This window comes from Micromonospora humidisoli (genome assembly GCF_016900955.1).
GTDB lineage: Bacteria > Actinomycetota > Actinomycetes > Mycobacteriales > Micromonosporaceae > Micromonospora > Micromonospora wenchangensis.
In genome coordinates, this window is record NZ_JAFEUO010000005.1 from 459,723 (window position 1) to 478,105 (window position 18,383).

Consider the following 18,383-nt stretch of genomic DNA (forward strand, 5'->3'; position numbering starts at 1 on the left):
GTCACGCTTCCGGCTTCTCCTGGGGCTGACCCTCCAGGTCGGCCGAGCCGGCCGAGGTGGTGGGCTTGTGCGCCTCCTCGGTCGGCACCGTCGGGGTGGCGGCCCGGCCGTCGGCCGGCGCGGCGTCACCTGCCGAGTCGCCCTCCAGCAGCGCGGTCAGCGCCGCGCCGGTGATCCGTCGGAAGGTACGCCCCACCCGGCCGCGGTCCAGGACCGCCACCTCCAACTGGTTGGGGGCGATCGTCCGGGCCGCACCACCCTCGCCTCCGACGCTGCTCAGCGCCTTCATAGCCACCCTGACCGCCTCGCTGAGCGACAGGTCGGGGCGGTGCTCGGACTTGAGCACGCCGGTGATCGCCTCGGCCTGACCGCCCATCGCCATCCGGCCCGGCTCGTCGTTGACCGAGCCGTCGTAGGTGAGCCGGTACAGCTCGTCTTCCTCGACCGTGGCACCGACCTGCGCCACGCAGATCTCCACCTCGAACGGCTTGGACTGCTCGGTGAAGATCGCGCCGAGGGTCTGCGCGAACGCGTTGGCCAACGCCCGGCCGGTCACGTCCCGCCGGTCGTAGCTCAGGCCGTTGAGGTCGGCCATCCGCACCCCGGCGCGGCGCAGGTTCTCGAACTCGTTGTACCGGCCGACGGCGGCGAAGCCGATCCGGTCGTAGATCTCACTGACCTTGTGCAGGGCGCTGGAGAGGTTCTCCGCGACGAAGAGCACCCCGCCTGTGTAACTCAGGACCACCGCGCTGCGCCCCCGGGCGATGCCCTTGCGGGCCAGCTCGGAGCGGTCGCGCATGATCTGCTCGGGCGAGGCGTAGAACTGCATGGCCACGGCGGCGGTTCTCCTTCTGGCGCTGTGCTGACGACTGGGGCTGGTGGGGGTGGGGACGGCGTCAGCCGCCCGGGTTCTCCATCCGCCCGGCGACGACGGCCTCGGCGATGGTGGCCGTCTCGGCCTCGGTGAGCCGGTGGGTGCCCTCGGCGGTCGCCGTCATCACCACCGGGTAGATCCGCCGGGTCAGGTCCGGCCCACCGGTGGCCGTGTCGTCGTCGGCGGCGTCGTAGAGCGCCTCGACGGCGAGCCGGGTCGCGTCGTCGATGGACAGGCCGGCCCGGTAGCGCTTCTTCAGCGCCGACTTGGCGAACAGCGAACCGGAGCCGATCGCGTCGTAGCCGGTCTCCTCGTAGGGGCCGCCGGTGACGTCGAAGCTGAAGATCCGCCCGGCCCGGGCGGGGTCCCGGGCGGCCAGGTCGAAGCCGGCGAACAGCGGGACGACCGCGAGCCCCTGCATGGCGGCACCGAGGTTGCCCCGGATCATCGCGGCGAGCCGGTTGGCCTTGCCGTCGAGGGAGAGCATCGCGCCCTCGATCTTCTCGTAGTGCTCCAGCTCGACCTGGAACAGGCGCATCAACTCGATGCCGATGCCCGCCGTGCCGGCGATGCCGACCAGCGAGTACGCGTCGGCGGGGTGCACCTTCTCGATGTCGCGCTGCGCGATCAGGTTGCCCATGGTGGCCCGGCGGTCGCCGGCCAGCACCACACCCCCGGTGGCCGAGATGGCCACGATGGTGGTGGCGTGGGGTGCCAGGTCGGCGGCCATGCCCGGCGGCAGCGGCCGTCGGCCGGGCAGCATCTCGGGGGCCACCCTGCTCAGGAACGAGGTGAAGGAGGACGTCCCCGCGTTGGTGAACACATCTGGTAGACGCCCGGATGGATCAAAGCCCGCTGCCACGTGGTTCCTCTCAGGTACGTGATCGCCCTGGCCAGCCTCGTGGGACTGTCACGGAACTGGCCAAGACCACCGTTGCAGTTGAAGCAGAGTATCCCGCGCACCCATCCGGTGCGGTGATCGTGGTCCACATGTTGAGGATCTTCCGCGCCGCAAACGGCGCAGACGCCGCCCTGCTCGGCGAGAAGCTCCCGGAACTCCTGCTCGCCGATCCCGTAGCGGCGGCGCAGGTGGTACTCGCGACTGCCGCCGTAGAGCCGGAGCTTGCTCTCCCTACCCTTCTCGTTGTGGCAGGGCTTGCAGTATCGGCCGTAGCCGCCGCGCCCCGACCGGTTACGGGGAAAGTCGTCGAGCGCTTTCGTCTCACCACACGTCGGGCAGCGACGGTGGCCATCCGGAACCACAGGTGGTTGGCGAACCTCCCGGCCGTGCTTCTCCCTCGTCCGCTTGGCATAGCTCACCTTGGAACGCAGGTTGAAGCAAGGCTTGCAATAGCTGCCCCGGCCATCGGGCCGACGGCTGTTCACGCAGAACTCATCGAGCAACTTCCACTCGCCGCAGTCTCGGCAACGACGGTGTCCGTCTCGATCGTCGAGCGGATAGGGCATGTCCGATTTAACCCGTTATGCCCTATTCACCCCCTTTCTGTACGTAGCCGCGCACAAATTCTTCGGCGTTCTCCTCCAGGACCGAGTCGATCTCGTCGAGCAGGTCGTCGACGTCCTCGGTGATCTCCGCGTGCCGTTCCGCCACCTCGGGGTTGGCCTCGGTGGTGACGTCCTCGATCTCCTCGGCCTGGTGCGACTTGCCCGCCTGCGACTGGCCGCCCTCTTGTGAAGCCATCTCGGTGCCTCCTCCACGATCGCCTGCGATGAACTTACCTCGCGGAGGCGACGAAAAGCCCGCCGCGCGCCGGCATCCGACGCACGACGGGCCACCGGCACCTGTCGGATCAGCCGCCGGTCAACGTCTCCAGCAGGTCCTTGGCGGTGTCGCACCTGTCGAACAACGCGCCCACGTGTTTGCGGGTGCCCCGCTCCGGCTCCATCATCGGCACCCGGACCAGCGACTCCCGGCCCACATCGAAGATCACCGAATCCCAGCTCGCCGCGACCACCTCGGAGGCGTACTGGGCCAGGCAACGGCCCCGGAAGTAGGCCCTGGTGTCCTCCGGCGGCTCGGTCATCGCCCGGCGGGTCTGCTCGTCGTCCAGCATGGTCTTCATCGAGCCCCGGGTCACCAGCCGGTGGTAGAGGCCCTTCTCCGGCCGGACGTCGGAGTACTGGAGGTCGACCAGTTGGAGCTTGTGCGAACCCCAGCCCAGCTTCTCCCGCTCCCGGTAACCCTCCAGCAGCCGCAGCTTGGCCACCCAGTCCAACTCGTCGGCGCAGAGGAACACGTCGCGGCCCAACCGGTCCAGCACCCGCTCCCAACGCTCCAGCACGTCCAGGGTCTGCGCGTCGGCGTCCGCGCCGTACCGCTCCTCCACGAAGGAGCGGGCCCGCTCGTAGTAGGCCCACTGGAGGTCCAGGGCGGTCAGTCGACGCCCGTCGCGCAGCCGCATCCGGTGGGTCAGGGACGGGTCGTGGCTGACCGCGCGCAGCTCGGCGACCGGATCGGCGATGCCCAGGTCGGCACCGAGCGCCTTCTCCTCGATCATGGTGAGAATCAGCGCGGTGGTGCCCACCTTGAGATAGGTGGAGATCTCCGACAGGTTGGCGTCGCCGATGATGACGTGCAGCCGGCGGTACTTGTCGGCGTCGGCGTGCGGCTCGTCGCGGGTGTTGATGATCGGTCGCTTGAGGGTGGTCTCCAGCCCCACCTCGACCTCGAAGAAGTCCGCCCGCTGGGAGATCTGGAAGCCGCTCTGGCCGCCGTCCTGCCCGATGCCGACCCGACCGGCGCCGCAGACGATCTGCCGGGTCACGAAGAACGGCGTCAGGTACGCCACGATGTCGGCGAACGGGGTCTGCCGCCGCATCAGGTAGTTCTCGTGGGCGCCGTAGCTGGCACCCTTGTTGTCGGTGTTGTTCTTGTAGAGGTGGATCGGCTGGGTGCCGGGGATGGTGGCCGCCCGCCGGGCCGCCTCGGCCATCACCCGCTCCCCCGCCTTGTCCCACCGGACCACGTCGAGGGGGGTGGTCACCTCGGGGGTGGAGTATTCCGGATGGGCATGGTCGACGTAGAGCCGGGCACCGTTGGTGAGTATCACGTTGGCCAGGCCCAGATCCTCGTCGGCGAGCGCCTCCGCCGGGTCGTAGGCGGCCCCGGAGTAGGTGAACCCCCGGGCGTCGCGCAGCGGCGACTCCTCCTCGTAGTCCCACCGGGCCCGGCCGCCCCGGTTGAGTTCCGGGCGCGCACCGTACGCATTGACCACCTGCGACGAGGTGACCATCGGGTTGGCTCCGGCCTGACCGGGCACGGAGATCCCGTACTCGACCTCGGTGCCCATGATCCTTCTGACGCTCATCGACCTACCTGCTCCGCTCGCCTCACCCGGTCCGCCGTCACGTCGAGCGTAGTCCGCCTCACCGGGGAAGGGGGCACGCCGCTTCGGCCGGGTCGGGAGTCGCGGTCTCCAGGGTCGGCGGAGGCGGCTCGTCGGAGGGGGCCACGTCGCACTCGGGGACCGTCAACGGCACCCAGCTCAACCGGTGCCGCAGGGCGGGCTCGTCGCGCAGCATGCGATGCACCCGACGTTCACCCTTGGGGTCGGAGGTGATGAACCGGATCGGGCCGGCCACCCGGCGGACGATGATGTCGGTGCGGTCCGGTTCGAGGAACGGCAGACTGTAGATGCCCGGATCGGTGGCCGCCGTGGTGCCGTGCAACGCCGACAGGCACAGCGAGATCAGGTAGGACCGCATCGGTCCCCGGTCGATGACCAGGGTGGTGGTGCCCGGCACCTCGGGATAGCGCTGTTGGGCGTCGGCGCACACCCAGGCCACCCGGGACGGCAGGGTGAGGTCCTGGTGGACCCACCGCTGCGCCCAGGTCTGCTCGTCGACCACCAGCAGGCTGCGGTGCCAGCCGGTCACCCCGCACAACGCCACCGCGACCGTCATGGTGAGCGCGGCAGCGAGCACCCCCGCCGTGGTGCTGCCGACCCCTCGCCAGCTCAGGGCGGGTCGGGGCACCGGCAGCAGCCGGACCACCCCGGCGGTGCCGACGATGAGCAACGCGGTGGCCAGGTGGGTGCCCTTGACGAAGTAGTAGCCAGGGGTCACCCCGGCGTCGGTGTTGATCTGCGCGATGGTCAGCGGTAGGGCCGCGCCGACGACGCAGACCAGCAGCCAGCGCCGCCACGCCGGATCGGCGCGGGCGACCTGGACGAGCAGGGCCACCCCGACGATGCCGCCGAGCCAGATCAGCGCCCGCCAGCCCTCGACGGCCTGGGACGAGCCGATGACCAGCGCCTCGGTCTGCCCGGCCCGCAGCACGCCGAGCAGCGGGGCGATCAGGGCCAGCGCGGCCCCGGCCAGGCCGACCGTCAGCACGGTGAACCACCGGCGCAGCGCCTCCCGCCAGTGGGTGAGCACCCAGCACAGGACCAGCACGGCGGCGGCCGGCAGGAACAGGTAGTAGGTGAACCCGACGGCGGCGAGCAGGGCGCACAGCAGCACGACCTGTTCCCGGGTGCCGGGCACGGGGCGGGCGACCAGGGTGGCGATCAGGACGGTCAGCGTCAGGCCGAGCACCTCGGTGGGGTAGCCGGCGTTGAGCAGTCGCGGCAGCTGGGTGCCGAGCACCAGCGCGCCGACGACCACGGTGAGCACCGTGCGGTGCAGCAGGTGGATCGGGCCGGCCAGCCGTTGGGCCGCCCAGATCAGCACGAGGGTGAACAGTCCGAAGCCGGCGACGGTCCAGCCGAAGTAGTGGGCGACGAGATCGTCGACGCGCGGCCCGGTGGGGGTCAGGAAACCATCGAGCAGGGCGGTGGCCAGGTGCCAGCCCTGCGGGTAGTAGATGAGCTGGGCGGTGATCTGCTCCCGGGCGGCGGCCGGGTCCACGAAGGTGTAGCCGTCGAGGCGGCCCATCGCGTCGAACAGCGCCAGGTGCCGCCAGTTGTCCTCGCCCGCGCCGAGGACGGTGAGCCGGTCGGCGAGGTCGGTGGCCCGCTGCCAGGGTTGCCGCAGGTAGAACACCATGGCGGCGGCACCGGCCAGCGGGAACAGGTCGGCCCAGCCGGGTCGGGGCAGCCGGGGACGGCGGCGTAGCGCGGCGGCGGCGAGGACCAGCGCGGTGAGGGCGGTCCCGGTGAGCGGCACCGGCCGCATCCCCCAGGGCCAGACCGGGAAGACCAGGCCGGCGATCGTGGTCAGGCCGAGCAGCAGGCCCAAGGCGAGCATCAGCCGGTCGAGCAGGGTGCGGCCACCGCGTAGCAGGCTGGCCGTGGCGACCAGGACGATCGGCGGGAGCAGCCACTCCCGGTGCAGGGCGTGCCCGGCGACGGGCACGGCCCAGGCGGCGACGAGGGCGGCCAGCAGAAGGGGTATCCACCGCCAGCTGCGGCCCCGCCGGGGCGTCGGGACGGTGGGGGGCGTGCGATCCACTGCCGGGGACAGCGGCGGATCGGCGACGGACAGCTCGGGCGGCACGCGGTTCCTCGGAGTCGACTAGCGGTGGGGGAAGTCTAGCGACGAGTCCGGCATTCCACCCGCCCGGCGCGGGGTGGCGCGGTTAACAGTGGGTGACGCCGACGCCAGCGGGCCCGCGACGCGTCGCGTCGCGGGCCCGTCCGGTCGTCCGGTCAGAGGTACTGGCCGGTGTTGCTCGCGGTTTCGATGGAACGGCCGGCCTCGGTGCCCTTGCCGCCGGAGACGAGCGTACGGATGTAGACGATCCGCTCGCCCTTCTTGCCGGAGATCCGGGCCCAGTCGTCCGGGTTGGTGGTGTTGGGCAGGTCCTCGTTCTCCCGGAACTCGTCGACGCAGGCGTCGAGCAGGTGCTGCAACCGCAGCCCCTTGCGTCCGGAGGTGAGGAACTCCTTGATCGCCATCTTCTTGCCCCGGTCGACGATGTTCTGGATCATCGCGCCGGAGTTGAAGTCCTTGAAGTACAGGACCTCCTTGTCGCCGTTGGCGTAGGTGACCTCGAGGAAGCGGTTCTCCTCGGTCTCCGAGTACATCCGCAGGACGACCGCGTCGATCATGGCCGCGACGGTGGCCTGCGGCTCACCGCCGTGCTCGGCCAGGTCGTCGGCGTGCAGCGGCAGCCCGGCGAGGATGTACTTGGAGAAGATGTCCTTGGCCGCCTCGGCGTCCGGACGCTCGATCTTGATCTTCACGTCGAGCCGGCCGGGGCGCAGGATGGCCGGGTCGATCATGTCCTCCCGGTTGGAGGCACCGATCACGATCACGTTCTCCAGGCCCTCGACGCCGTCGATCTCGCTCAACAGCTGCGGGACGATGGTGTTCTCCACGTCGGAGGAGACACCGGAGCCACGGGTCCGGAAGATCGAGTCCATCTCGTCGAAGAACACGATGACCGGGGTGCCCTCCCCGGCCTTCTCCCGGGCCCGCTGGAAGATCAGCCGGATGTGCCGCTCGGTCTCGCCGACGTACTTGTTGAGCAGCTCCGGGCCCTTGATGTTGAGGAAGAAGCTGGTGTGCCGGTCCTTGCCCAACCGCTCGGCGATCTTTTTGGCCAGCGAGTTGGCCACCGCCTTGGCGATGAGCGTCTTGCCGCAGCCCGGCGGACCGTAGAGCAGGATGCCCTTCGGCGGCCGGAGCTGGTGCTCCCGGAACAGATCGGCGTGCAGGAAGGGCAGCTCCACCGCATCGCGGATCTGCTCGATCTGCGACTGGAGGCCGCCGATGTCGGTGTAGTCGACGTCGGGCACCTCCTCCAGCACCAACTCCTCGACCTCGCTCTTCGGGATCCGCTCGTAGGCGTACGCCGAGCGGGGCTCGATCATGAGCGAGTCGCCGGCCCTGATCGCGGAGCCGATCAGGGTGTCGGCCAGATGGACGATGCGCTCCTCGTCGGAGTGCGAGACCACCAGCGCCCGGTCACCCGGAGCGCCCTCGGGACCCGCGAGGATCTCCTTGAGCATCACCACCTCACCGACCCGCTCGTAGCCGAACGCGTCGACGATGTTGAGCGCGTCGTTGAGCAGGACCTCCTGGCCGCGCCGCAACTCCTCGGCGTCCAGTGAGGGTGAGACGGCTACCCGGAGCTTCCGTCCGCCGGTGAAGATGTCCACCGTGCCGTCGTCGTGTCGCGCGAGGAAGACGCCGTAACCGGACGGCGGCTGTGCCAGCCGGTCGATCTCCTCCTTGAGCGTCACGATCTGCGCGCGAGCCTCCTTGAGGGTGCTCACGAGCCGGTCGTTGTTCTCGGTGAGCCGCGCCAACTGTGCCTGGGTGGCCGCCAGCCGCTCTTCGAGCTGCCGGACGTGTCGGGGGCTTTCGGTCAACTTGCGCCGCACCAGAGCGAGTTCCTCCTGAAGGAACGCGACCTGCGTGGAGAGATCGTGGGCCTCCTTCTCCCACCGTGCGGCGCGCGAGTCCGCGTCGTCACTGCGTGCCACGTCCCACCTCCCCGGGGGGCTTGAACGTTCTGCCCTAACACTAGCCGCTATGAGGCCGATTCGGTCCCACGCAACGCCCTCGTCACCGAACCTTGATCGCCACGGGACGCCTGAGGGGCAGGTCCGGCCGTTCGGGTACCGTCGGGGAGTGGGACGGGAGAACATGGGGGGTGCCTGGTGACCGACGTCGCTACCGACCAGTTGCAGGTCTGGGTTGACCAGGACCTCTGCACGGGTGACGGGCTCTGCGTGCAGTACGCACCGGAGGTCTTCGAGTTCGACGTCGACGGCCTGGCGTACGTCAAGGGCGTCGACGGTGAGCTGCGGCTCGCCCCCGGCAGCCGGGTCGACGTGCCGGAACACCTGCGGCTGGAGGTGATCGACTCCGCCAAGGAGTGCCCGGGCGAGTGCATCCACGTGGTGCGTGGCAGCGACGGCGTCGAGGTCGCCGGCCCGGAGGCCGAGGACGACTGAGCCGACGACGACCGGCTCCCGGGCCGGGGTGGCCCCGGCGTCGCCCCCGGCCCGGTCACGGCGCTACAGCAGCGGGCGGCCGACCACCGAGGCGACCAGCCGGGCGAACTCCTCCAGCCGGGCGATCTGCCCGGCCCCGCCGTCGTCGAGGGTCTTGCCGAAACGTAGCGCGTCGTGCCGGGGCGCGCCGACCATGTCGTCGCCGGGCGGTGCCTCGTCCAGCGAGGTGAGCAGCAGGTAGACGTCGATGCTGTCGACCCGGACCTCGCCGTTCTCGGCCCGGGTGAGCCGCCGCCGGCAGCCCACCTCGGTGACCGTGGAGACCGGCACCACCCGCAGCGACGACGTCATCGACCCGGGCGGCCCCTCCCCCGGCGGCACGTCCTCGCCGTGCCAGAGCACCAGCCGGCTGCCGTCGCAGACGACGACCTCCTGCCACACCCCGTTGACCTCGTTGACGAACCGTTCCAGGGTGAAGCCGAGCACCGAGGCGCCCCGCAGCACGCCGCCGAGCGCCTCCAGGGCGATGTCCGGGTCACGCAGGTAGGCCCGCGCCGCCGACTCCAGATCCTGGTACGGCGACCAGTCGGGGAACACGGCCGGCAGCTCACCGCCGCCGAAGCCCGGCCGACTCATGCGCACTCCCTGCGGTCACACCGTCGGCCCGCACCGGCCGTCGGGTTCTGCCCGTTCACGCCCAGCAGCTCCGATCCGCCGTCACGGCCGGTCCACCCCGTCGGCTGCGGTGGCCGACGCGGCGGCGGTGGCCTGTGCCGCCGCCTCCCGGGCCGCCGCCGCCTCCCGCAGCGCCTGCTTGCGTTCCGCGTACGCCTCGGCGCCCTTGCTGGGCTTGCGGCGGCGCGGCGGCGCGGTGACGCCCGGAGCGAGCTTACGCGCGGAGACCAGGAACGCGGTGTGCGCGATCATCCGGTGGTCGGGGCGGACGGCGAGCCCTTCGGCGTGCCAGTCGCGCACCAGCGACTCCCAGGCCCGCGGCTCGGTCCAGCCGCCCCGCTCGCGCAGCGCCTCGACCAGCTCGGACAGCTGCGGGGTGGTCGCCACGTAGCCGATGAACACCCCGCCGGGCAGCAGCGCCCGCTCGACCATGTCGAGGGTCTCCCAGGGGGTGAGCATGTCCAGGATGATCCGGTCGAAACCGGTCTCCGGGCAGTCGGCGACGTCGCCGACGTGCAGCCGCCAGGCGGGGTGCGGCGCGCCGAAGAACGCCTCCACGTTGCGCCGGGCGATCTGGGCGAAGTTGTCGCGCACCTCGTAGGAGTGCAGCTCACCGCCGGTGCCGACGGCGCGCAGCAGGGAGCAGCTCAGCGCCCCCGAGCCGGCGCCGGCCTCCAGCACCTTGGCGCCGGGGAAGATGTCGCCCATGGCGACGATCTGCGCCGAGTCCTTCGGATAGATCACCTGGGCGCCGCGCGGCATGGACAGCACATAGTCCGACAGCAGCGGACGCAGCGCCAGGAACGCCGTCCCGCCGCCGGCGGTGCTGACCACGCTGCCGTCGGGCCGCCCGATCAGCGCGTCGTGCGCCAGGATGCCCCGGTGGGTGTGGAACTCCTTGCCGGGCTCCAGGGTGACGGTGTGCATCCTCCCCTTCGGGTCGGTCAGCTGCACCCGGTCACCGGGGCGGAACGGGCCCCGGTGCACCGGGGGGAGTTCCGCGACGGCGGGGGGCGGCGGGGTGCCGTTGCGGGCCGGGAGGGTGGGGGGATGTGCTGCGGTCACCTGTTCGTCTTCCGTGTGGGTTCGAGGACCTGGGCGAGATCCGCGGTGTGCAGAACGCCGACCACATCTTCGCCTGACGTCACCACGTAGCGTGCGCCCGGGTGGGCCTGGACGGCCGCCATCAGCCGCTCGCCGTCGAGACCGAGCGGCACCGCCGGCAGCGCGGCCAGCGGCCGGGCCACCGCGTCGACCCCGAGCCAGGGCCGCCGGTGCACCGGTACGGCGTCCGCCGCGGCCGGGTCGACCAGGGCGACCGGCCGGCCCGCGCCGTCGACGACCAGCACGGCGGACCCGGGCGGGCCCTGCTCGGCGTGCCGGCGCTGCGCCTCGGCCAGCGGCGTGCCGGTGGGTACGGCGACGACCGGGCGGGCCAGCCGGGCCAGGTCGAGCAGCGGCACCCGGCGGCTGATCCGGGCGTACCGGATCGACTGTCCGGCGCCGCGCCAGAGGGTGACCGCGACCAGCAGCATCAGCGGCAGCGCCAGCGGCACCAGCACCCGCTGCACGGTGAGCAGCACGACCAGCCCGGCGGTGCCCACCGCGACGGCCCGCCCGACCCAGCCGGCGACCTCGGTGGCCCGGTGCCGGTCGCGGGTGATCCGCCACAGCACGGCGCGCAGCGCCCGGCCGCCGTCCAGGGGCAGGCCGGGCAGCACGTTGAACACGGCGACGATGATGTTGCTCAACGCCAGTTGCAGCGCGAGCTGATGGGCCAGGGTGTGGTCGGGGGTGGCCAGCGTGGCGGCCACGGCGAGCCCGCCGAGCAGCGCCGAGACGGCCGGGCCGGCCAGCGAGACCAGCAGCTCCACCCGGGGGGTGGGGGCGTCCCGGTCCATCTCGGTGTAGCCGCCGAGCAGTTCCAGGGTGATCCCGCGCACACCGATGCCGTGACGCCTGGCGGTCAGCGCGTGCCCCAGCTCGTGCAGCAGGACCGAACCGAGCAGCGACACCACGAAGCCCAGACCGATCAGGTAGCCGCCGAGCGGGGACAGGCCGAGCCGGTCCCGGGCGAACTCGGCGTAGGTGACGGTCACCAGCAGGGTGAGCAGCAGCATCGACACGTTGAGGTGCAGCGGCACCCCGAACACCCGGCCGACGGTCAGGCCGCTGCGGGGCCGACGCGGCGGGCGGGGACGGGACTGCACCGCCCCGATGTTACGCGCCGACCCGATCATGCCCGGTGCGGCGAGCACGGCCCTGTCACACCGGTGTCCTAACCTTCGGGGCATGACGGCGGAACCGGTGATCGACCAGCAGCATCCTCCGGCGGCGCTGCCCGCCACGGTCCGGGCCTCGCTGTCGCCGTCACGGGCGGCCGACTTCAAGACCTGCCCGTTGCTCTACCGGTTCCGCAGCATCGACCGGCTGCCCGAGCGGCCCAGCGTCGAGCAGGCCCGGGGCACCCTGGTGCACGCGGTGCTGGAGCGGTTGTTCGACCTGCCGGCGGGCGGGCGCACCCCGCAGGCCGCCGGTGACCTGGTCGGCCCGCAGTGGGACCGGCTGGTCACCGAGCAGCCCGAGTTGGCCGGGTTGTTCGACCCGGGCGACGAGCCGGGCACCGCCGAGTTCCTCAGGTCGGCGGCGGCCCTGCTGGAGGGCTACTTCGCGGTGGAGGACCCGCGTCGGCTGGAGCCCGCCGAGCGGGAGAGCCTGATCTCCGCGGTGGTCGACGACGAGTTGCTCATCCGGGGTTACCTCGACCGGCTCGACGTGGCTCCCGACGGGGCACTGCGGGTGGTCGACTACAAGACCGGCGGTGCGCCGAGGGAGGCGTTCGAGGCGCGGGCGCTGTTCCAGTTGAAGTTCTACGCGCTGGTGCTGTGGCGCACCCGGGGCGTGGTGCCCCGGGTGCTGCGCCTGCTCTACCTCAAGGACGCCGAGGTCTGCGACTACTCCCCCGACGCCGACGAGCTGCTGCGGTTCGAGCGTACGGTGGTGGCGCTCTGGCAGGCCATCGAGCAGGCCACCGCGCGGCAGGATTTCCGTCCCCGGCCGAGCCGGCTCTGCGACTGGTGCAACCATCAGGCGCACTGCCCGACGTTCGGCGGCACCCCGCCGCCGTTCCCGCAGCGGGCCGGGGCGGCCGACCCGCTGCGCGACGCCCGGTCCCGACCGGCCACCCCGGGCGCCGACGAGTAGCGCCGGCACCCGCCCGGCGGAGGCGGGCTCCTCCGTGAGGAGGAGACGAGGTTCACCGTCGGCGACGACCGGACGCCCCGGCGGGCGGCTAGCGTCGCGGTATGACCGAGGGACCCGAGCGGTGGTGGGTACGCCGGCCGCTGGCCGGTGACGCCCTGTTCGCCGCCGCGCTGGTGCTGGTGGAGGTCGCCTTCGTCCTGCTCACCCCGCGCGAGTTCTGGCCCCGGCAGCTGCCGTCCGCGCTGGCCTGGAGCGTGCTGTGCGCGGCCCCGGTGGTGCTGCGCCGGATCGCCCCGTGGCCGGCGGTAGTGGCGGCGCTGGCCACCCTGGCGGTGCCGGCGGTACTCGGGCACGCGCCCACCACGCAGAGCCTGACGTTCCTGGTGCTGACGTACACGACGGCGGTGCACCGGACGGTGCTGCCGGCGGTGGTCGCCACGGTGCTGCTCTGGGTGCCGGTGGCCACCCTCAACGTGGTCACCCCGCTGGACACCGGGCTCGACGTCGGTCCGGCGTACCTGGTGCTCAACAACCTGCTCACCGCTCTGCTCGCCTACGCGGTGGGGCGGGCGGTGCGGGCCCGGCGCACCTCGCTGCGGGCGCTGCGGGAGCGGGCCCGGGCGGCCGAGGACAACCAGCGGGCGCTGGCCGAGCAGGCGGTGGCCGACGAGCGGCGACGGATCGCCCGGGAACTGCACGACGTGGTCGCCCACCACGTCAGCGTGATGGGGGTGCTGGCCACCGGGGCACGGCGGGTGCTGCACCGCGACCTGGCCGCCGCCGACGAGGCGATCACCACCATCGAGGACACCAGCCGGGTCACGCTGCGGGAGATGCGCCGGCTGCTGGACGTGCTGCGCACCGACACGGAGCCCGCCGCCGACCTCACCCCGCAGCCCGGCCTGGCCGGCATCACCGCGCTGGTGGAGCAGGTACGCGAGGCGGGGCTGCCGGTCGTCCTGGAGGTCACCGAGCCGGTGCCGACGGTCGACGAGGGAGTCTCACTGACGGTGTACCGGATCACCCAGGAGGCGTTGACCAACGCGCTCAAACATGCCGGGACGGCCACCGCGACCGTCCGGTTGGGCGTCGACGGCGGCGGCCTGACCGTGGAGGTCACCGACACGGGGCGGGGACCGGAGCCGGGACCCGACCGGATCGGGCACGGTCTGGTCGGGATGCGGGAACGGGTGGCGCTCTACGGTGGAACCCTGCGGATCGGGCCTCGGCCCGGTGGCGGCTTCCGGGTGTACGCGAGAATTCCGGTGGAACCGGCCGGGACGGTCCCGGCGTGACGGGGGAACGGGGACAGCAGATGGGCCAGACGTACGGCAGCCCTGTGCCGTCCGCGCCGGACGGGCGGGCCGGACACCCGCCGGGGCGGCCGGTGCGGATCCTGCTCGCCGACGACCAGCCGTTGCTGCGCACCGGGTTCCGGATGGTGCTGGGCACCGAGGACGACCTGGACATCGTCGCCGAGGCCGGCGACGGGCAGGAGGCGGTGGAGTTGTCCCGCCGGCTGCTGCCCGACGTGGTGCTGATGGACATCCGGATGCCCCGGATGGACGGGGTGGCCGCGACCCGGGCGATCGTCGACGCCCGGTTGCCGGTGCGGGTGCTCATCCTCACCACCTTCGACCTCGACGAGTACGTGGTGGGGGCGTTGCGGGCCGGGGCGAGCGGCTTCCTGGCCAAGGACGTGCCGGCCGACGATCTGGTCACCGCCATCCGGACGGTGGCGGCCGGGGAGGCGGTGGTGGCGCCGCGCATCCTCAGGCGGCTGCTGGACCGGTTCGCCACCGTGCTGCCCGATCCGGCGGCGAGCCCACCGAAGGCGTTGGGCACGTTGACCGAGCGGGAACGGGAGGTGCTCGTCCAGGTGGCCCGGGGGTTGTCCAACGCGGAGATCGCCGCCGCGCTGTCGGTCAGCGAGACGACGATCAAGACGCACGTCGGACACGTGCTGACCAAGCTGCGGCTGCGCGACCGGGTGCAGGCGGTGGTGCTGGCGTACGAGTCGGGGCTGGTCCGCCCGAAGGCGTAGCCGGGCGGCGCCGGGTGCCCCTCGGGGCGTACCCAGGGTGAGGCCGGTGGGGGGACGGCAGCGTTGCCGCGCTCACCTACCGTGACGAAAGACGGCGTGGCGCGGTTGACCGTGTCGTGGCGTCGGATCCTGAACTTGATGCCGGGCCCCGCCGCAGGGTGGGGGTGGCACGACCGGTCGCCGGCTCAGGGTCAACCCTGAGCCGTTCTCCGGGCCGACCCGCAGCGGGAAATCCGCGCCGGGTCAGTCCGTGGTCGGACGGATCCGCGCCGACCGGCACCGAGGATGGGATCGACCCCACCGACCAGCGGGGGCGGTGGGGGCACACACAGCCAGACGGAAGAGGTAGATGACGTGACCGCGACGGTAGGCCGGCATGCGCAGGCCGCGGCCCGGGCGAACGACGTGTGGAAGGTGTACGGCACCGGCGAGGCGCAGGTCGCCGCGCTGCGGGGGGTCAGCGCCGAGTTCGAGCGGGGCAGGTTCACCGCGATCATGGGCCCGTCGGGGTCGGGCAAGTCGACGCTGATGCACTGCCTGGCCGGGTTGGACTCGGTGAGCAGGGGCACGGTGCAGATCGGCGACACCACGGTGACCGGGCTGGGTGACTCGGGGCTGACGAAGCTGCGCCGGGACAAGGTGGGCTTCATCTTCCAGCAGTTCAACCTGCTGCCGACGCTCACCGCGCAGGAGAACATCCTGCTGCCGATGTCGATCGCCGGTCGCAAGCCCGACCCGGCCTGGTACGACACGGTGATCGACACCGTCGGTCTGCGGGACCGGCTGGGGCACCGGCCGTCGCAGCTCTCCGGTGGCCAGCAGCAGCGGGTCGCCTGCGCGCGGGCGCTGGTCGCCCGACCCGAGGTGATCTTCGCCGACGAGCCGACCGGCAACCTGGACTCCCGTTCCGGTGCCGAGGTGCTCAACTTCCTGCGCAACTCGGTCCGCGAGCACGGGCAGACCATCGTGATGGTCACCCACGACCCGACCGCCGCCGCGTACGCCGACCGGGTGGTCTTCCTGGCCGACGGGCAGATCGTCTCCGAGCTGATCGAGCCGACCGCCGACACGGTGCTGGACACCATGAAGAAGCTGGACACCCCGGTCGAGGTGGCCGGCTGATGTTGCGGGCCACCCTCAAGAGTCTGCTGGCGCGCAAGGTGCGCCTGCTGCTGTCCGGCCTGGCCGTGGTGCTGGGCGTCATGTTCGTGTCGGGGGCGTTCGTGCTCACCGACACGCTGGGCCGCTCGTTCGACGCGGTCTTCGCCGACGCGTACGAGGGCATCGACGTCAACGTCGCCGGCAAGCCCAAGGTGGCGCTCAGCGAGATGCAGGGCGAGCAGGTGCCCGCGACGGTGCCGGCGGCGACGGTACAGCGGATCGCCGGGGTGCCCGGGGTGGCCGAGGCCACCGGCGTGGTCACCACCGACGGGGCCCAGCTGATCGGCAGCAACGGCAAGGTGGTCACCTCGTTCGGGCCGCCGCAGCTCGGGTCGAACTGGCGGGGCGAGAGCGACCTGGTGACGCTGCGGGAGGGCCGGGAGCCCCGGGCGGACGACGAGATCGTCGTCAACGCGGCGCTGGCGCAGGCGGGCAAGGTGAAGGTCGGCGACCGGGTCGGGGTGCTGACCCCGCTGGTGCCGAAGGAGACCTTCACCCTGGTCGGGGTGTTCGGGTACAGCGGTGACCGGGACTCGATCGGCGGGGTCAACGAGATCGCCTTCACCACGCCTGTCGCGCAGCGGCTGCTGCTGGGCGAGCGGGACACCTTCACCAACGTCACGGTCCGGGCCGCGGCCGGGGTCGACGACGTCGCGTTGCGCGACGACGTGGCCCGTACGCTCGGCGACGGCTTCGAGGTCAAGACCGGCGCGCAGTTGTCGGCGGACGCCTCGGCGAGCCTGAAGGAGGGGTTGTCCTTCTTCAACAAGATCCTGCTCGGGTTCGCCGCCGTCGCGCTGCTGGTGGGCACGTTCCTCATCCTCAACACCTTCTCGATCATCGTGGCGCAGCGGACCCGGGAGCTGGCGCTGATGCGGGCGATCGGGGCCAGCGGCCGGCAGATCATCGGTTCGGTGGTGCTGGAGGCGGTGGCGATCGGCCTGATCGCCTCGGTGCTGGGGCTGGGCGCCGGCATCGGCATCGGTGCGCTGCTGGCGTACGTCTTCGGCAACCTGGCCGGCGGGTTGACGCTGGCCGGGATCGGCGTCCCGGCGTCGGCGGTGGTCGGCTCGTTCGCGGTCGGCCTGCTGATCACGGTGGTGGCGGCGTTGCTGCCGGCGCTGCGGGCGGCGCGTATCCCGCCGATCGCGGCGATGCAGGACGTGGCCAACCCGGACCGGCCGTTGACCCGGGTCACCGTGACCGGTGGGGTGATCACCGGGATCGGCGCGGTGCTGCTGTTCCTCGGGCTCAGCGGCAACGCCGGGGACAACACCCTGGCGGTCATCCTGGGTGGGGTGCTGTTCGCCTTCATCGGGGTGGCGCTGCTGACCCCGCTGATCAGCCGCCCGGTGGTGTCCCTGCTGGGGGCGATTTTCGCCTGGTCGGTGCCGGGCAAGCTGGGACGGTTGAACTCCGGCCGCAACCCGCGCCGGACGGCGATCACGGCGGCGGCGCTGATGGTCGGCATCGCCCTGGTGACCGGGGTGACGGTGATCCTGGACTCGGCGAAGGGCAGCATCGGCGCGCTGGCCCAGGACACCATCAAGGCCGAGCTGGTGATCTCGGGGGCGTCGACCGGTCCGCGCCCGGCGAGCTTCGACCCGGCGGTGCTGACGAAGGTCGCCGCGCTGCCCGGGGTGCAGCTGGCCGACGGCGAGTACGGCGACATGGGCATGGTCGACGGGAAGGTCACCTGGCTGGCCGCGTCCAGCGACGTGACCGCGTTGCAGCGGATCTTCGGGGCGAAGGCGACCGCCGGTGACATCAGCCGGCTCGGCCCGGACCAGATGCTGTTCAGCTCGGACGCCGCCCGTTCCCGCAACATCTCGGTCGGGTCGACGGTGACCGTGCAGGCCTCCCGGGGTGAGCCGCGCACCTACACGGTCAGCGGCATCTACGAGAGTTCCGAGCTGACCAGCCCGGTGCAGTTGCCGCCGCAGGCGGTGAAGGACTTCGCCATCCCCAAGCCCAACCAGGGCTTCATCCAGCTCGCCCCGGGCACCCGGGTGGCGGACGTGCAGCCGCAGGTGGAGGCGCTGCTGGCGGACAGCCCGGAGGTGTCGGTGGCCGACCGGGACGCGTTCATCGAGCAGCAGACCGGGTCGCTGGACAGCCTGCTCACGATGATCCAGATCCTGTTGGCGCTGGCCATCGTGATCGCGGTGCTCGGCATCGTGAACACCCTGGCCCTGTCGGTGCTGGAGCGGACCCGCGAGCTGGGCCTGCTGCGGGCGATCGGGCTGCGCCGGGCGCAGACCATGCGGATGATCACCGTGGAGGCGGTGGTGATCTCGGTCTTCGGGGCGCTGCTCGGGATCGTGGTGGGCGTCGGCCTCGGTGCCGCGGTGGTCCGGGCGCTCAAGGACGACGGCATCACCGACCTGATCCTGCCGTGGGGCCAGATGGGGCTGTTCCTGCTGCTGGCGGCCGTCATCGGCGTGGTGGCGGCGGTGCTGCCGGCGGTGCGGGCGGCCCGGATCAACGTGCTGGGCGCGATCGCGCACGACTGATCCTGTCCGCCGTGAGGGGGGTTCCGCCGGCCGGCGGGCCCCCCTCG

Annotated in this window: 16 protein-coding genes; 6 read left to right on the plus strand and 10 right to left on the minus strand. The window is 71.9% G+C overall.

Features of this window, described 5'->3' with window-relative positions:
* Position 1 precedes the first annotated feature (1 nt).
* From prcA to arc, 7 genes are all read right to left on the minus strand, one after another.
* Entirely contained in the window at positions 2 to 835 is an 834-nt protein-coding gene (gene prcA, locus JQN84_RS20695; RefSeq protein WP_204960154.1) for a proteasome subunit alpha, read from the minus strand.
* A 61-nt stretch (positions 836 to 896) separates the two neighbouring features.
* Positions 897 to 1,736 (minus strand): proteasome subunit beta, encoded by an 840-nt coding sequence (gene prcB, locus JQN84_RS20700; RefSeq protein WP_204960155.1) that lies wholly within the window; start codon positions 1,734 to 1,736, stop codon positions 897 to 899.
* Positions 1,655 to 2,341 carry an endonuclease VII domain-containing protein gene (locus tag JQN84_RS20705; protein WP_204960156.1) on the minus strand — a complete coding sequence of 229 codons (687 nt, stop codon included), beginning with the start codon at positions 2,339 to 2,341 and terminating at the stop codon, positions 1,655 to 1,657. The genes prcB and JQN84_RS20705 overlap by 82 nt, the downstream gene beginning before the upstream one ends.
* Before the next feature lie 22 nt (positions 2,342 to 2,363).
* The gene (locus JQN84_RS20710; protein WP_204960157.1) at positions 2,364 to 2,576 is read right to left on the minus strand and encodes a ubiquitin-like protein Pup; all 213 of its coding nucleotides are present in this window, start codon (positions 2,574 to 2,576) and stop codon (positions 2,364 to 2,366) included.
* Between the two features lie 109 nt (positions 2,577 to 2,685).
* The gene (gene dop, locus JQN84_RS20715) at positions 2,686 to 4,203 is read right to left on the minus strand and encodes a depupylase/deamidase Dop (RefSeq protein ID WP_372446003.1); all 1,518 of its coding nucleotides are present in this window, start codon (positions 4,201 to 4,203) and stop codon (positions 2,686 to 2,688) included.
* A gap of 58 nt (positions 4,204 to 4,261) precedes the next feature.
* Entirely contained in the window at positions 4,262 to 6,331 is a 2,070-nt protein-coding gene (locus tag JQN84_RS20720) for a hypothetical protein (protein WP_204960158.1), read from the minus strand.
* 152 nt (positions 6,332 to 6,483) lie between these two features.
* Complete coding sequence (gene arc / locus JQN84_RS20725; RefSeq protein WP_204960159.1) at positions 6,484 to 8,265, minus strand: proteasome ATPase; 1,782 nt, start codon at positions 8,263 to 8,265, stop codon at positions 6,484 to 6,486.
* Positions 8,266 to 8,442: 177 nt separating this feature from the next.
* On the opposite strand from arc, the gene JQN84_RS20730 reads away from it, so the two are divergent.
* Positions 8,443 to 8,739: a ferredoxin gene (locus tag JQN84_RS20730; RefSeq protein WP_088646668.1), complete on the plus strand. Its 297-nt coding sequence runs from the start codon at positions 8,443 to 8,445 to the stop codon at positions 8,737 to 8,739.
* A gap of 63 nt (positions 8,740 to 8,802) precedes the next feature.
* On the opposite strand, the gene JQN84_RS20735 is transcribed toward JQN84_RS20730, so the two are convergent.
* The 3 genes from JQN84_RS20735 to JQN84_RS20745 all read right to left on the minus strand — a co-directional run bounded on the left by JQN84_RS20735 (position 8,803) and on the right by JQN84_RS20745 (position 11,567).
* Positions 8,803 to 9,375, minus strand: a complete 573-nt coding sequence (locus tag JQN84_RS20735; RefSeq protein WP_204960160.1) for a hypothetical protein — start codon at positions 9,373 to 9,375, stop codon at positions 8,803 to 8,805.
* 81 nt (positions 9,376 to 9,456) lie between these two features.
* A complete protein-coding gene (locus JQN84_RS20740) occupies positions 9,457 to 10,401 on the minus strand; it encodes a tRNA (adenine-N1)-methyltransferase (RefSeq protein ID WP_204960338.1) in 945 nt (314 codons plus the stop codon).
* 74 nt (positions 10,402 to 10,475) lie between these two features.
* Positions 10,476 to 11,567 (minus strand): site-2 protease family protein, encoded by a 1,092-nt coding sequence (locus tag JQN84_RS20745; RefSeq protein ID WP_281903071.1) that lies wholly within the window; start codon positions 11,565 to 11,567, stop codon positions 10,476 to 10,478.
* A gap of 139 nt (positions 11,568 to 11,706) precedes the next feature.
* Here JQN84_RS20745 and JQN84_RS20750 point away from each other — a divergent pair, with 139 nt between their 5' ends.
* From JQN84_RS20750 to JQN84_RS20770, 5 genes are all read left to right on the plus strand, one after another.
* Positions 11,707 to 12,618 carry a RecB family exonuclease gene (locus JQN84_RS20750; protein WP_204960162.1) on the plus strand — a complete coding sequence of 304 codons (912 nt, stop codon included), beginning with the start codon at positions 11,707 to 11,709 and terminating at the stop codon, positions 12,616 to 12,618.
* Between the two features lie 101 nt (positions 12,619 to 12,719).
* The gene (locus tag JQN84_RS32110; protein ID WP_204960163.1) at positions 12,720 to 13,913 is read left to right on the plus strand and encodes a sensor histidine kinase; all 1,194 of its coding nucleotides are present in this window, start codon (positions 12,720 to 12,722) and stop codon (positions 13,911 to 13,913) included.
* 20 nt (positions 13,914 to 13,933) lie between these two features.
* Positions 13,934 to 14,662, plus strand: a complete 729-nt coding sequence (locus JQN84_RS20760) for a response regulator (protein ID WP_255554013.1) — start codon at positions 13,934 to 13,936, stop codon at positions 14,660 to 14,662.
* A gap of 354 nt (positions 14,663 to 15,016) precedes the next feature.
* Positions 15,017 to 15,784: an ABC transporter ATP-binding protein gene (locus tag JQN84_RS20765; protein WP_088646672.1), complete on the plus strand. Its 768-nt coding sequence runs from the start codon at positions 15,017 to 15,019 to the stop codon at positions 15,782 to 15,784.
* Positions 15,784 to 18,336, plus strand: coding sequence for an ABC transporter permease (locus JQN84_RS20770; RefSeq protein WP_204960164.1), 2,553 nt, complete (start codon positions 15,784 to 15,786; stop codon positions 18,334 to 18,336). The genes JQN84_RS20765 and JQN84_RS20770 overlap by 1 nt, the downstream gene beginning before the upstream one ends.
* Positions 18,337 to 18,383 lie beyond the last annotated feature (47 nt).

Excerpts from the sequence above, each read along its gene's own strand:
- JQN84_RS20710 (WP_204960157.1), bottom strand. The coding sequence starts at position 2,576 with ATGGCTTCACAAGAGGGCGGCCAGTCGCAGGCGGGCAAGTCGCACCAG.
- JQN84_RS32110 (WP_204960163.1), top strand. The coding sequence starts at position 12,720 with ATGACCGAGGGACCCGAGCGGTGGTGGGTACGCCGGCCGCTGGCCGGT.
- JQN84_RS20760 (WP_255554013.1), top strand. The coding sequence starts at position 13,934 with ATGGGCCAGACGTACGGCAGCCCTGTGCCGTCCGCGCCGGACGGGCGG.
- JQN84_RS20705 (WP_204960156.1), bottom strand. The coding sequence starts at position 2,341 with ATGCCCTATCCGCTCGACGATCGAGACGGACACCGTCGTTGCCGAGAC.
- JQN84_RS20770 (WP_204960164.1), top strand. The coding sequence starts at position 15,784 with ATGTTGCGGGCCACCCTCAAGAGTCTGCTGGCGCGCAAGGTGCGCCTG.
- JQN84_RS20750 (WP_204960162.1), top strand. The coding sequence starts at position 11,707 with ATGACGGCGGAACCGGTGATCGACCAGCAGCATCCTCCGGCGGCGCTG.
- dop (WP_372446003.1), bottom strand. The coding sequence starts at position 4,203 with ATGAGCGTCAGAAGGATCATGGGCACCGAGGTCGAGTACGGGATCTCC.
- JQN84_RS20735 (WP_204960160.1), bottom strand. The coding sequence starts at position 9,375 with ATGAGTCGGCCGGGCTTCGGCGGCGGTGAGCTGCCGGCCGTGTTCCCC.